Source organism: Collinsella sp. MSK.8.10 (assembly GCF_019041915.1).
Lineage (GTDB): Bacteria > Actinomycetota > Coriobacteriia > Coriobacteriales > Coriobacteriaceae > Collinsella.
Genome location: NZ_JAHPYF010000003.1, coordinates 99129 through 112968 on the forward strand (window position 1 = coordinate 99129; position 13840 = coordinate 112968).

Annotated in this window: 11 protein-coding genes; all 11 read left to right on the forward strand. The window is 60.2% G+C overall.

From position 1 onward, the window contains the following. Nucleotides 1-146: 146 nt before the first annotated feature. The 11 genes from arcA (at nt 147) to KTF55_RS04860 (ending at nt 13833) form a co-directional block, all read left to right on the forward strand. Nucleotides 147-1388, forward strand: a complete 1242-nt coding sequence (gene arcA / locus KTF55_RS04810) for an arginine deiminase (RefSeq protein ID WP_217107755.1) — start codon at nt 147-149, stop codon at nt 1386-1388. Between the two features lie 105 nt (nt 1389-1493). Then, nucleotides 1494-2489, forward strand: coding sequence for an ornithine carbamoyltransferase (gene argF / locus KTF55_RS04815; protein ID WP_006234279.1), 996 nt, complete (start codon nt 1494-1496; stop codon nt 2487-2489). Nucleotides 2490-2627: 138 nt separating this feature from the next. Further along, nucleotides 2628-4115 carry a YfcC family protein gene (locus tag KTF55_RS04820; RefSeq protein ID WP_371734663.1) on the forward strand — a complete coding sequence of 496 codons (1488 nt, stop codon included), beginning with the start codon at nt 2628-2630 and terminating at the stop codon, nt 4113-4115. A 530-nt stretch (nt 4116-4645) separates the two neighbouring features. Continuing rightward, the gene (locus KTF55_RS04825; RefSeq protein WP_006234276.1) at nt 4646-6127 is read left to right on the forward strand and encodes a DUF1846 domain-containing protein; all 1482 of its coding nucleotides are present in this window, start codon (nt 4646-4648) and stop codon (nt 6125-6127) included. Between the two features lie 256 nt (nt 6128-6383). Further along, nucleotides 6384-6722 (forward strand): hypothetical protein, encoded by a 339-nt coding sequence (locus KTF55_RS04830; RefSeq protein WP_217107757.1) that lies wholly within the window; start codon nt 6384-6386, stop codon nt 6720-6722. A gap of 178 nt (nt 6723-6900) precedes the next feature. Further along, nucleotides 6901-8562 carry a CTP synthase gene (locus KTF55_RS04835; protein WP_006234274.1) on the forward strand — a complete coding sequence of 554 codons (1662 nt, stop codon included), beginning with the start codon at nt 6901-6903 and terminating at the stop codon, nt 8560-8562. 2 nt (nt 8563-8564) lie between these two features. Continuing rightward, nucleotides 8565-9506 (forward strand): site-specific tyrosine recombinase XerD, encoded by a 942-nt coding sequence (gene xerD / locus KTF55_RS04840; RefSeq protein WP_217107758.1) that lies wholly within the window; start codon nt 8565-8567, stop codon nt 9504-9506. A 462-nt stretch (nt 9507-9968) separates the two neighbouring features. Then, the gene (locus KTF55_RS04845) at nt 9969-10403 is read left to right on the forward strand and encodes a division/cell wall cluster transcriptional repressor MraZ (RefSeq protein ID WP_006234269.1); all 435 of its coding nucleotides are present in this window, start codon (nt 9969-9971) and stop codon (nt 10401-10403) included. A 20-nt stretch (nt 10404-10423) separates the two neighbouring features. Then, nucleotides 10424-11389: a 16S rRNA (cytosine(1402)-N(4))-methyltransferase RsmH gene (gene rsmH / locus KTF55_RS04850; protein ID WP_217107759.1), complete on the forward strand. Its 966-nt coding sequence runs from the start codon at nt 10424-10426 to the stop codon at nt 11387-11389. A gap of 90 nt (nt 11390-11479) precedes the next feature. Further along, entirely contained in the window at nt 11480-11950 is a 471-nt protein-coding gene (locus tag KTF55_RS04855) for a hypothetical protein (RefSeq protein WP_217107760.1), read from the forward strand. A gap of 182 nt (nt 11951-12132) precedes the next feature. Continuing rightward, entirely contained in the window at nt 12133-13833 is a 1701-nt protein-coding gene (locus KTF55_RS04860) for a peptidoglycan D,D-transpeptidase FtsI family protein (RefSeq protein ID WP_367303216.1), read from the forward strand. Nucleotides 13834-13840: the final 7 nt, after the last annotated feature.

The window sequence follows — 13840 nt, forward strand, 5'->3', positions numbered from 1 at the left end:
CGTTCATCGCACTTTGTTGACCGTTCGGGGGCGAGGTGGAATTGCGGGTGGAATTTGGATATAACTAGTGCTGTCAGCAAGCAGCGTCCGCTATGGAAGGGCGCTGAGAGATTCGGCCGAAAGGCCCGAAAGAAAGGTAGGAGGCCATGACGAAAGGTCTGCACGTGCGTTCCGAGATCGGCAAGCTCAGGAAGGTCTGCCTGCACCGTCCCGGCGACGAGCTCCTCAACCTGCCGCCCGACGAGCTCGAGCGACTCCTGTTCGACGACGTCCCGTTCCTGGAGGTCGCGCAGCAGGAGCACGACACCTTCGCCCAGATCCTGAGGGACCAGGGCGTGGAGGTCCTCTATCTCGAGAACCTCGTCGCCGAGGTGTTCGACCAGGTCCCCGGCGCCCGCGCCGAGTTCACCGACCAGTACATCGCCGAGGCAGGCATCCGCGGCCAGCACATGCCGCAGATCGTCCGCGAGAAGCTGGACTCCATCGAGGACAACCTCGAGTTCGTCAAGAAGACCATGGCCGGCATGACCAAGGCCGAGATCGACATGCCCCTCACGGCGTCCACGACCCTCGACTCCCTGGTCAACTCCGAGTCCGAGTCCGACCTGATCATCGACCCGATGCCCAACCTCTACTTCACCCGCGACCCGTTCGCGGTCGTCGGCGAGGGCGTCAACCTCAACCGCATGTACTCGGTCACCCGCAACCGCGAGACCCTGTACGGCAAGTACGTCTTCAAGTACCACCCCGACTACAAGGACGTCTCGCTGTACTTCCGCCGCGACTGCCAGTTCCACACCGAGGGCGGCGACGTGCTGAACATCAACGAGAAGACCCTCGCCGTCGGCATCTCCCAGCGCACCCAGGCCGCCGCGATCGACATCATGGCCCAGAACATCTTCTGGAACTCCGACTCCAAGGTCGAGCGCATCCTGGCCTTCGACATCCCGGTCTCGCGCGCCTTCATGCACCTCGACACGGTCTTCACCCAGATCGACGTCGATAAGTTCACGATCCACCCCGCCATCATGGGCACCCTGCGCGTCTACGAGCTGACCGCCGGCAAGAACCCGGGCGACGTGAACATCCGCCTGATCGAGGACACCCTCGAGCACGTCCTGGAGGACGCCACCGGCGTCGACCAGGTCAAGCTGATCCCCTGCGGCGGCGGCGACCCGATCGCGGCCTCCCGCGAGCAGTGGAACGACGGCTCCAACACCCTGTGCGTCGAGCCCGGCAAGATCTGCGTCTACGCCCGCAACACCGTCACCAACGACGTGCTGTACAAGGAGGGCCTGGACCTTCTCGTCGTGCCCTCCGCCGAGCTCTCCCGCGGCCGCGGCGGCCCGCGCTGCATGAGCATGCCCTTCTGGCGCGAGGACCTCTAAGTCTTTCCGTTTCCGGTGCGGTCTCCCTACAACCGCACCGGTTTCGCCCGTCAAACGGGCAACACTGATACTTATGTAATTCATTTCTTCGAAAGGATTCGAACCATGGGTGTTAACCTCTCCGGCCGTAGCTTCCTCAAGCTCCTCGACCTCACCACCGAGGAGATCGAGTACCTGCTCAAGCTCTCCAAGAACTTCAAGGACATGAAGCGCGCTGGCGTTCCGCACCGCTATCTCGAGGGCAAGAACATCGTTCTGCTCTTCCAGAAGACCTCCACTCGTACCCGCTGCGCCTTTGAGGTCGGCGGCATGGATCTGGGCATGGGCGTCACCTACCTCGATCCGGGTTCGTCGCAGATGGGCAAGAAGGAGTCCATCGAGGACACCGCCCGCGTTCTCGGCCGCATGTATGACGGCATCGAGTTCCGTGGCTTTGCCCAGGACGACGTCGAGGAGCTCGCTGCTAAGTCCGGCGTGCCCGTGTGGAACGGCCTGACCACCGAGTGGCACCCCACCCAGATGCTCGCCGACATCCTGACCGTCCAGGAGAACTTCAACTACGACATCAAGGGCAAGACTCTCGTCTTCATGGGCGACTGCAAGAACAATGTTGCTCGCTCCCTCATGGTCGTCTGCTCCAAGCTCGGTATGAACTTCGTGGCCTGTGGCCCCGAGGAGTGCATGCCCGCCGACGACGTCATCGAGGCCTGCAAGCCCATCGCCGAGGCCAACGGCTGCACCATCAAGCTGACCACCGACGTCAAGGACGGCGTCACCGGTGCCGACGTTATCTACACCGACGTGTGGGTCTCCATGGGCGAGCCCGACGAGGTCTGGGCCGAGCGCATCGCTCAGCTCACCCCGTATCGTGTCACCTCCGAGGTCATGGCTATGGCCAACCCGGGTGCCATCTTCCTGCACTGCCTGCCCAGCTTCCACGACACCAACACCACCATTGGCGCCGAGAAGTGCGAGCAGTTCGGCATCACCGAGCAGGAGGTCACCGACGAGGTCTTCGAGAGCCCCGCTTCCAAGGTCTTCGACGAGGCCGAGAACCGCATGCACACCATCAAGGCTGTCATGTACGCTACGCTCAAGTAAGAGCATCTAGCATCTCGCTCGGGGTGTATTGTTGAACACCCCGAGCGGCTTTATCTGGTAAAAATCTCGCATCGAGCGGCAGGCACGGCACGGAAGAGCCGCTTCGGGCGAGATCAGTAAATGATTTATGAAGGGGGGATGAGAACTATGACTGAGACCGCTAAGAAAAAGCGCGGTATGCCTTCATCGTTCACCATTCTTCTTGCTCTGCTGGCAATTGTTGCAGTTGTTACCGTTATCGTCTCCGGCACGTCCGGCGGCGCGGTTACTGCCGCCCGTCTGAGCGATTTCTGCACCGCCCCGATTAAGGGCTTCGCTGACGCTCTGCCCGTCTGCCTCTTCGTTATGATCCTGGGCGGCTTCCTCGGTATGATGACCGAGACCGGCGCTCTGGACAACGGCATCGCCGTCCTGGTGCAGAAGCTTAAGGGCAACGAGATCATGCTCATTCCCGTGCTGATGCTCATCTTCTCCCTCGGTGGTACCACCTATGGTATGTGCGAGGAGACCGTTCCCTTCTACGCCCTGCTCGCCGCTACCATGATGGCTGCCGGCTTCGACCCGATGGTCGGCGCCGCTACCGTCCTGCTCGGCGCTGGCTGCGGCTGCCTGGGCTCCACGGTTAACCCGTTCGCCGTCGGCGCTGCCGTCGACGCCCTGACCGGCGTTGACATTGCCGTGAACCAGTCCATCATCATCGGCCTCGGTGCCGTCCTGTGGCTTGTTACCACCGTCATGTCCATCGTCTTCGTGATGAACTATGCCAAGAAGGTCAAGGCTGACAAGGGTTCCACCATCCTCTCGATGCAGGAGCTCAAGGACGCCGAAGAGGCTCACGGCAAGGCTGCTTCCGAGGTCCACAAGGAGGTCAAGCTCACCGGTCGTCAGAAGGGTGTTCTGATCGCCTTCGCCTTCACCTTCGTCGTCATGATCGTCGGCTTCATCCCGCTGGCCGACCTCAACGAGGGCGTCGCCAACTTCTTTGACGCTGGCGCTGTCTACGATGCCGACGGTAACGCCGTCGTTCAGGGCTGGTCTGCCCTGATCACCGGCCTGCCCATTGGCCAGTGGTACTTCGACGAGGCTTCCACCTGGTTCTTCCTCATGGCCGTCCTGATCGGTATCATCGGTGGCCTGTCCGAGAAGCAGATCGTCAACACCTTCATCACCGGCGCTGCCGACATGATGTCCGTTGTTCTCGTCATCGCCCTTGCTCGTGGTATCTCCGTCCTCATGGCTAACACCGGCCTCGACGTCTACGTCCTCGACGCTGCTGCCAATGCTCTGGCTGGCCTGTCCGGCGTGATCTTCGCTCCCATGAGCTTCCTGGTCTACTTCGGCCTGTCCTTCCTGATCCCCTCGACCTCCGGTATGGCTACCGTTTCCATGCCCATCATGGGACCGCTGGCTGTTAAGCTCGGCTTCTCGCCCGAGGTCATGGTCATGATCTTCTCCGCCGCCATCGGTGTCGTGAACCTGTTCACCCCGACCTCCGGCGCCATCATGGGCGGTCTCGCCCTGGCCAAGATCGAGTGGACGACCTGGCTCAAGTTTGCCCTTAAGCTCATCGTCGCTCTCTCCGTCGTCTGCGCCGTCATCCTGACCGTCGCCTGCGTGCTGCTCTAAGTACCCAACGGGTACCCCACGGAAACCTTGACGATCCTGTAGAGGATCACCTGGTCATCGTCTGTCCGGTGGGGTGAACCCACCGGTAGACTCCTACCTTTAGCCCCCTTCCGTTCCGTGCGCGGGAGGGGGCGCTCTTGTGTTCCGGCGTTTTACCAAACGCCGGAACCACTTGACGCTGCAAGCCCGCCAGAGCGGCAATCTGACGTTCAATCGTCGGGCATGGCCAAAAGGCCTATGCCCTCCTCTTTCACGTCACCTTGCTCGCTCTGGCGGGCTTTCGCTGGCTTATGCTCCACCTGCGACGTTTCCATTATTGATACAAAGGCCAGGTTTGTTTGAACCAAGAAGGGGAAGTTGCGGTGGAATAGTTCCCGTTTGGCCGTCTTGAGGGGTTAAACGGGAACTATTTCACCGCAACTTATCGATGGCGTGTTTGGTTGGTGCCAGTTGATTGCTTGGGCGTTGGGGAGGGTCTGCTCCGTTATAATCGCCTAGAACATTAATTGGAAACGGGACGGGAGCCATATATGCGCCAGGGTTTCGACAACGCGAAGTATATCGAGCTGCAGGCTGCTCATATTAAGGAGCGCATCTCGCAGTTTGGTGGCAAGCTCTATTTGGAGTTTGGCGGCAAGCTGTTTGATGACTATCATGCGAGCCGCGTGCTGCCGGGTTTTGAACCGGACAGCAAGTTCCGCATGCTCAAGAGCATCGCCGACGATGTCGAGGTTATCATCGCGATCAACGCGAACCACATCGAGAAAAACAAGGCTCGCGGTGACCTTGGCATTACCTATGACGAGGATGTGCTGCGCCTGGTTGACCTGTTCCGCGGCAACGGCTTTGCCGTCGCGGCCGTGGTCATCACCCAGTACGCCGGCCAGCCCGCTGCCGATGTGTTCCGCAACCGCCTGAACGCGCTCGGTATTCCCGCCAAGCTGCACTATCCCATCGAGGGGTATCCGCACGATGTCGATCTGATCGTGTCCGACGACGGCTATGGCAAGAACGAGTTTGTCGAGACCACCCGTCCGCTCGTCGTCGTGACGGCACCCGGCCCCGGTTCGGGCAAGCTCGCCACTTGCCTCTCGCAGCTGTATCACGAGCATAAGCACGGTACCGCCGCCGGCTATGCCAAGTTTGAGACCTTCCCGGTTTGGAATCTGCCCCTTACGCATCCGGTCAACATTGCCTACGAGGCCGCCACGGCAGACCTCGACGATGCCAACATCATCGACTCGTTCCACCTTGAGGCCTACAACAAGACCACGGTCAACTACAACCGCGACGTCGAGGCCTTCCCGGTAGTCCGTGCCCTGATGGAAAAGATCCTGGGCAAGAGCCCCTACCAGAGCCCTACGGACATGGGCGTCAATATGGTCGGCTTTGCCATCACCGATGACGATGCCTGCCGCGACGCTTCCAAGATGGAGATCGTCCGCCGCTACTTTACCGCGGTCGAAAATGTGCGCCGTACCGGCGTGGGCGATGAGCAAGTCGACCGTCTCAAGATTATTATGAAGAAAGCCGGCATCGATAAGAACTACTCGCCGGCGCGCTCGGCGGCCCTCACCAGGGAGCAGCTCACGGGCGGTCCCGTGGGTGCCATGGTCATGCCCGATGGTTCCGTGGTGACCGGTAAGACCTCTACGCGCCTGGGCGCCGCAAGTTCGCTCATTATGAACGCCCTCAAGCATGTCTCGGGCGTCGACCTTGAGCTCGAGGTCATTAGCGATGAGGCGATCGAGCCCATCAGCAAGCTCAAGACGCATTTCCTGGGCAGCAAAAACCCGCGCCTCCACACCGACGAGACGCTTATGGCGTTGTCGATCACCTCGGCCACGAGTGAGACGGCCGCTCGCGTCCTTTCGGGCCTGGAGCAGCTGCGCGGTTGCGATGCCTTCTTTAGCGTGATCATCTCGCCGACGGACGAGACGGTACTGCGCAAACTGGGTATCAACGTGTGCTGCGAGCCCAAGTTCGAGCGCCGCGGTTTCTTCCATCGCTAAGTTTGAAGCACCGCGGTAATTGCATTGCATTTTGGCCGTATCGGGTTAGCGCCCGGTACGGCTTTTTGATCAATAAAGCGCCTATTTCGGCGAAAAATAGCCGTTTACCTGCCTAGAAACAATTTGAGCGGTATACAATAACCGTAACTGTTTCATCCTTAGCGGGATGCCGCATGATGGATATTACCTGCCATCGTGAGGTGTGTCGGTCGCGCACGGCGCGTTAGATGCTCGTGCTCGGTTTGAGGAGGCTGCTATGGCGGGCAAGGGCCGTGCGAGTGTCAACGATATGAAGCGTGTCGAGGTGCTGGTGTTGATGGAGATCGACCAGCAAACCGAAGACAATGGCGGGCCGTATGGTTTCTCGCGCAAAACGCTTGCCGAGCGCGTGGGGGTTTCGCCGTATCGTGCCCGCGCCGCAATCGATCGCTTGGATTCCGAAGGCATGATTGATGTCGTCTCGCGTTATAGCGACGACGGCGGTCAGCTTGCAAATGGCATTTGCCTCACCGAACGTGGCAAGTGGTATCTTGAGGGCGTCCGTACCGGCATGCTCGTTCAAGAAATGCTCGAAGACGAGGTTGCTGATCGATAGCATCATGTAATCCTTGCCATAGCGACGCCGCCTGGGAAACCGGGCGGCGTTTTGTTTCAAGATTGAGAAATGCAATCGCACGCGAGAAAAATTGCGAACGGTTCGCGGTGCGAGTATTACAATGAAGACCCGTAAGATGTGGATAAACAACTTCTACGGGAAGCGCAGGTAACTCAATATGACCAAGCATGTGTTCGTAACCGGTGGCGTGGTTTCGTCCCTGGGCAAGGGTATCACCGCGGCCTCGCTGGGCCGTCTGCTCAAGTCGCGTGGCTACAAAGTAACGATGCAGAAGGCCGACCCGTATCTGAACGTCGACCCCGGTACCATGAGCCCCTTCCAGCATGGTGAGGTCTTCGTTACCGAGGACGGTTACGAGTCCGACCTGGACCTGGGTCATTACGAGCGCTTTATTGATGAGAACCTGACCCGCGATTCCAACTTTACGACCGGTGCCATCTACAAAAGCCTAATCGCCCGCGAGCGTCGCGGCGACTTTTTGGGCGGTACCGTGCAGGTGATTCCTCACGTCACCAATGCCATTAAGGACAAGTTCCGCCGCATCGAGGAGCAGACCGGCTCCGATGTAGTCATCACCGAGCTGGGCGGCACGATCGGCGACATCGAGTCGCAGCCGTTTGTCGAGGCCATCCGCCAGTACCGTAAGGAGGCCGGCCCCGAGAACGTCTGCTACATCCACGTGTCGCTCGTTCCCTATATCGCCGCCGCCCACGAGGTTAAGACCAAGCCCACGCAGCATTCCGTCAAGGAGCTCCGCAGCTTTGGCATCCAGCCCGATATCATCGTGCTGCGCTCCGACCACCATATCGATGACGCTATCCGCGGAAAGATCGCAAGCTTCTGCGACGTCGACACCGATTGCGTCTTTACCAACGAGGACTGCGCGAGCATTTACGATGTTCCGCAGCTGCTTGCCGAGCAGGACTTTGACCTGCGCATTTGCGAGCGCCTGGGTCTGGATCCGCGTGAGCGCGACATGAGCGAGTGGAACGAGTTCCTGCGCAAACAGAATCACGCCAACCATCACGCCGACAAGGTGAAGATCGCCGTCGTGGGTAAGTATACGCAGCTGCCCGATGCGTACCTGTCGGTTATCGAGGCCCTGCACCATGCGGGCGTCTTCTACGATCGCCATGTGGACGTCCAGCTGGTCGACGGCGAGAGTCTTGACGAGCAGAATGTCTCCGAGGTTCTGGGCGACGCCTCGGGCATCCTGGTCCCCGGCGGCTTTGGCAAGCGCGCCCTGGAGGGTAAGATCCTCGCGGCCGAGTTTGCCCGTGAGCACAAGATTCCGTATCTGGGCATTTGCCTGGGTATGCAGGTCGCCGTGTGCGAGTTCGCCCGCAATGTCGTTGGCCTTGCCGGCGCCAGCTCCTCTGAGTTCGATCCGGATGGCCCGTATAGTGTCATCGATCTGATGAGCTCGCAGGAGGACGTGACCGAGAAGGGCGGCACCATGCGCCTGGGCGCCTATCCGTGCAAGCTCGCCGCCGATACTCTTGCTCGCGAGGCATATGGCGAGGAACTCGTCTACGAGCGTCACCGTCACCGCTTTGAGTTCAACAACGCCTTCCGTGACCAGCTCGAGGACGCCGGTTTGGTTATCTCGGGTCTGTCGCCTGACGAGCGCTTGGTCGAGATGGTCGAGCTGCCGCGCGACGTGCATCCGTGGTATGTGGCAACCCAGGCTCATCCCGAGTTCAAGAGCCGCCCGACCAACCCGCAGCCGCTGTTCCGCGAGTTCGTGCGCGCCTCGATCGGCCAGCACGAGGGCGTCGACCGTCTGCAGGTGACGCCCATGAACCTCGCTACGGACTAAGGGTGCCGGCGAATAAGGAACATACCGAAGCTACTCCCTCGTCGCTCGCCGTGGCGGCGGGGGAGTATCTCGATTATCTCGCGGTCGAGCGGGGCTTGGCGCGCAACACGATTGTGGCCTATCGTCGTGACCTGACGACGTACTGCGCCTATCTGGAGCGGGCGGGTATTGTGTCTTTTGAAGAGGTGACCCGTCAGGTCGTGGAGGGCTTTGTCGCCGATCGCCGCGACGGAGGCTATTCCGACGCCTCGGTGGAGCGCGCGCTTGCTGCCGTGAAGGGCCTGCATGCCTTTTTGGTGCGCGATGGGGCCGTGGCCCAAAACCCGACGGCGGCGTTGCGCCTGCCTAAAAAGGCTGAGCGTTTGCCGGAGTATCTATCGGTGGAGGATGTCTCGGCGCTGCTCGATCAAGACTTCCCCGAGGGCGAGATGGGACTGCGCGACCATGCCATCTTGGAAGTGCTCTACGGATGCGGTTTGCGTGTGAGTGAGCTGGTTGGGCTCGATATGGGCGATATCCATATCGACGATGGCTTTGTACTCGTTCGCGGTAAGGGCTCAAAGGAACGCCTGTCCCCGCTGGTGGGAAGCGCGGCGCGAGCTCTGACGCTCTATGTAACTGAGGGGCGTTCTCGCTTGGCGGCCCATGCCCGCGGAACCGAGACCTCGGCGGTCTTTTTAAATAAGAACGGACGTCGCCTGTCGCGCCAGGCCGTGCATGCGATATGCGAGCGGTATGGGCGTCAGGTGGGGCTGGTGGGACTCCATCCCCACACGCTGCGTCACTCCTTTGCCACCCATATGCTTGCGGGCGGCGCAGACCTCCGTGTGCTACAGGAGATCTTGGGACATGCCGATATATCGACCACGCAGGTCTACACGCATGTCGACCGAACGCAACTGACCGAGGTCTATCTGGCGGCGCATCCGCTAGCACATCGCTAGCACCTCGCTGACCTGCATATTTATAAATATTAAATGGGACGGGCCCCAGATTGCCGAGACGCACTTTTGCGCGCATGGGCAATCTGGGGCCCGTCCCATTTTTCGCCAGACACCGACGCGGTGGTGGGCCGTGTGTACCGTGGGCGGGGGAGTTTGGGGGCGATGTGAACGGCGTGTAAAGGGACGTAAAAATCGCCTCAAGGTCAACTTGAAGGTTGAGGTTCGCGGGCGTGGTTCTACAGGTGGCATCCCGCTGTTGCTGTAAACACAACATATTGTGTTTTCGAACATATGCTTGGGGGTGTTTTGCAATATATGGTGGGTGGAGTAGTGGGGCGGGGTGGGGGAAGGGGTGGGGAAAGGTGTTGAAAAATGGGGCGGTTCCCCATATTATTAATGACGTCGACAGGCGGGGTGGTTCCCCGCGTACGTGCCATCTGAGTAACCGAGGGGAGGGCGCACATGGGAATGACTGGTGCATACGAGCGCAATCTCGATGCAAAAGGTCGTCTGTCCCTGCCTGCACCTCTTCGCGAGGAGCTTGGAGAGCACGTTCGCGTGTTCAAAGCCCTGGATGTCGATGCTCTGTACGTGTTCTCTGCCGAGGCCTTCGATAAGTGGGTCGAAGGACTCTTCGCGGGTCGTGAGGGCCACGAGGGTTTTAACCCGCGTGACATTAATGACCAGAAGCTCATGAGGGCGATCAACAAGCGCACCACGTCGATGGATGTGGACAGTGCCGGTCGTATCGGTCTTTCCGAGTCTCTCCGCAAGCAGGCGAACCTCGACCGCGAGGTCACGGTTGTGGGCAACTACGACCACCTTGAGGTTTGGGATCGCGCCGCGGCCGATGAGGACGATGACGATGAGGCCCTGCTGGACCTCTTCTTCTCGTAAGGGCAAGGCACGGGTAACGGATGGAGCGTGGGATCTTGACACAAGAATATCGGCATGAACCTGTCATGCTCGGCGAAGTGCTTGAGTCGCTGCGGCTAAAGAGCGGCTCCGTTGTCTGCGATTGCACCCTTGGCGGTGCCGGCCATTCGGTAAAGATGGCCGCGCAGGTGGGGGAGACGGGCCTTTTGCTCGGCGTCGATCAGGACGACATGGCCCTCGAGGCCGCTGGCGCCCGTCTGGACCGCGAGGTTCCCGGCGTTCCGCACCAGCTGCTGAAGGGCAACTTCGGCGACTTGGACGAGCTGCTTTGCTCGGCCGAGGTGCCCGGGGTCGATGGCTTCCTGTTCGATTTGGGCGTTTCGTCACCGCAACTCGATATCCCTGGTAGGGGCTTTTCGTATAACGAGGACGCCCCATTGGACATGCGGATGGATCCGGGTAATAACACCTTAAACGCAGCTGAGGTCATCAACACCTATAACGAACACGACCTCGCCCGGATTCTACGCGTCTACGGAGAAGAGAAGTTCGCCTCGCAGATTGCGCGCGAGATCGTGCGCCGCCGCGAGCAAGAACCGATCGAAACCACCGGCCAATTTGTCGAGATCATCAAGGCGGGTATCCCGGCTGCCGCTCGTCGGCATGGCGGACACCCGGCCAAGAAAAGTTTCCAGGCCATTCGCATCGAGGTCAATCACGAGCTCGATGTGCTCGAACGAGGGCTTGATGCCGCCACCAGGTGGCTCAACCCGGGCGGACGTATCTGCGTCATCTCGTATCACTCGCTCGAGGACCGTATCGTAAAGAACCACTTTAAGGAGATGAGCCAGGGGTGCACGTGCCCGCCGGAGATTCCGGTGTGCGTGTGCGGCAACGTGCCGATACTCAAGGTCATCACCCGCAAACCCTTGGTTGCCCAGCCTGATGAGGTTGAGCGCAACCCTCGGGCGAGATCAGCCAAAATCCGCGTGGCGGAGCGCTTGTAGCGTTACGCGCGCGATATTGGACCTCCCGCTCGCACCATAAACGAAGCTTAAACACACTACCAACGTACTCGGGATGGGAGGCGGCATATCATGGGCTACAACACTTCAAGCGCAGCACTCGCCTATGATATGAACGCCATGCCCGCCTATCGTGAGACGCCGCAGGCCCCCGTTGCTCCCCGTGAGCAGCGCACGCCGCGCTTTGATGTCTACACGGGCGCGGGCCGTCAGGCAAACCAGGCGGTAAGCCCGGTTTTCATGGGCGTTCTTAAAACGTTTTGCATCATTGCGGCTATCTTCATGACGATCGGCGTCGCCCGCGTGGCGCTCGCCGGCGTTACGGCCCAGGTGCTCAACAGCAACGCCGAGCTTACCAACACGCTCGAAAAGGCGACCGATGAGAGCTCCGACCTGGAGGTCATGCATTCGGTCTATGGCGCCGACACGCGCATTCGCGATCTTGCGGGCGCTTATGGCATGGTGGAGCCCAGCGAGAGCGTTACACTTGACTTTTCGCAGGATGCAGCCGCGGGCGCCAACGCGACCGCGACCGCTCAGTAGCAAGACGGTAGCTGAATATGACAAATGACTATCGCCGCGGTTCCGATGGGGGCCGCGGTTCTGGACGTCCCTCGTCGCGGGGACGTTCTGGTTATCAAGGAACGGGTCGGCAATCTTACAACGCCGGGCAGTCCCGTGGCAACGACCCGGCGTCGCGACTTCGCGGCTCGGGCGGCCCTCAAGTGCATAACACCAGGTCGCGCAAGAGTTCGTCGACCGAATGGCTCACAGGCACGCCTCTGCCTCGCCGCAAAGCCGTCATGGGCTTCATTGGGCTTGGCTTGGGCTTGGGCGTCTTTCGCCTTGCCGACTATCAAATTGTCGAAGCCGATAAACTGCGCGAGCGTGCCGATGCGCGCCGCCTGCTTGCGCAGACCCTCTATGCCAAACGTGGCACCATCTACGACCGCAACGGTAACGTGCTGGCGTCGTCGGTCGAATGTCGCAACATCGCCGTGAACCCGCAGCTTGTCGAGGATGTTGACAAGACGGTGTCGGCGCTGGTCAAGGCAACTGGAATCGATAAAAAGACCTGCCGTAAGCTCGTTGAGTCCGATGGAACCTGGGTGTATATCAAGCGCCAGGTGGACGAAGACGATGCTGCGGCGCTGGAGAAGAAGAACCTGCCCGGCGTGCTTTTTGAGCAGGCCATGAAGCGCGTATATCCATACGGCAATCTGGCATCGCAGGTGCTGGGTGTAGTGAATGTGGACAACGACGGCTTGACGGGTCTCGAAAAGCAATACAACAAGCTTCTGACCGGCACGAACGGTTCTCTCGTACGAGAGCGCGCGAGGGACGGCAGCTATATCGCGGGCGGTGCCTATAAAAAGGTGGCTGCGGTCGACGGCGTTGATATCGTGACGACGCTCGACGTCAATATCCAGCGTGCGGCCGAGGATGCCCTGGCAGAGGCAGTTGAGAAGACTAAGGCCAAGAACGGCTCGGCGCTGGTCACCGATCCTACGACAGGCGAGATCTTGGCAGCCTGCTCGTATCCGACTTACGACCAGACCGATCTGGAAAACGCCAAGACCGAGGATATGAACTTGCGCCTGGTCACCGACGCCTACGAGCCCGGCTCGGTCTTTAAGACGCTCGTGGCGGGCGCCGGCTTCGACTTGGGCGTCGTGCGATCGAGTACGTCGTTTGAGGTGCCGGCGAGCATCAAGGTGGGTGACGATACCGTCACCGATGCCGACAAGCGCGACTATGCCATGACCATGGATGTGCGCGAGATGATGCGCCGTTCCTCCAACGTGGGCTTTGTCCTGGTGGGGCGCAAGATCGGTGCGGATGACTTTGCCGCCTATGTGGACAAGTGGGGCATTGGTCACAGCTCCGGTGTCGATTTTCCGGGTGAGAGCCTGGGCATCGTCAAGGAGCGTGACCAGTATGACGGCGCCACGCTGGGATCGATGAGCTTTGGACAGGCGCTGTCTGTCTCGCCGATTGAGGTCGCACGTGCCGTGGGCGGCATCGCCAACGGCGGCGTGATGATGACCCCGCACTTCTATAAGTCCAGCAAAGGCGACGAGAAGGACTGGGGCGAAGGCGAGCGCGCGATTTCGGAGGACGCCGCATCCCAGGTGACATCGTGCATGCAGACGGTCGTGTCCGAGGGAACGGGCGTTGGCGGCGCGGTTGACGGCTATGACGTGGCGGGTAAGACCGGTACGGCCGAACGAGCCGACGAGAACGGCGGCTACCTCAAGGAGAACTACATGTCGTCCTTTATGGGCTTTGCACCGGCACAATCGCCCAAGGTGCTGTGCTATATCACGCTCGACGGAACGCCGAGCGGCTCAGATGCCGCTGCGGTGCCGTTCCAGTCCATTATGGCCAACGCGCTCGACGTGCTGGGTATCCCGCACACGAAGTAGGGGGTTA

What these genes read in the sequence shown, in the direction of transcription:
- arcA (WP_217107755.1), top strand. Translation starts at nt 147, where the DNA reads ATGACGAAAGGTCTGCACGTGCGTTCCGAGATCGGCAAGCTCAGGAAG.
- argF (WP_006234279.1), top strand. Translation starts at nt 1,494, where the DNA reads ATGGGTGTTAACCTCTCCGGCCGTAGCTTCCTCAAGCTCCTCGACCTC.
- KTF55_RS04820 (WP_371734663.1), top strand. Translation starts at nt 2,628, where the DNA reads ATGAGAACTATGACTGAGACCGCTAAGAAAAAGCGCGGTATGCCTTCA.
- KTF55_RS04825 (WP_006234276.1), top strand. Translation starts at nt 4,646, where the DNA reads ATGCGCCAGGGTTTCGACAACGCGAAGTATATCGAGCTGCAGGCTGCT.
- KTF55_RS04830 (WP_217107757.1), top strand. Translation starts at nt 6,384, where the DNA reads ATGGCGGGCAAGGGCCGTGCGAGTGTCAACGATATGAAGCGTGTCGAG.
- KTF55_RS04835 (WP_006234274.1), top strand. Translation starts at nt 6,901, where the DNA reads ATGACCAAGCATGTGTTCGTAACCGGTGGCGTGGTTTCGTCCCTGGGC.
- KTF55_RS04845 (WP_006234269.1), top strand. Translation starts at nt 9,969, where the DNA reads ATGGGAATGACTGGTGCATACGAGCGCAATCTCGATGCAAAAGGTCGT.
- rsmH (WP_217107759.1), top strand. Translation starts at nt 10,424, where the DNA reads ATGGAGCGTGGGATCTTGACACAAGAATATCGGCATGAACCTGTCATG.
- KTF55_RS04855 (WP_217107760.1), top strand. Translation starts at nt 11,480, where the DNA reads ATGGGCTACAACACTTCAAGCGCAGCACTCGCCTATGATATGAACGCC.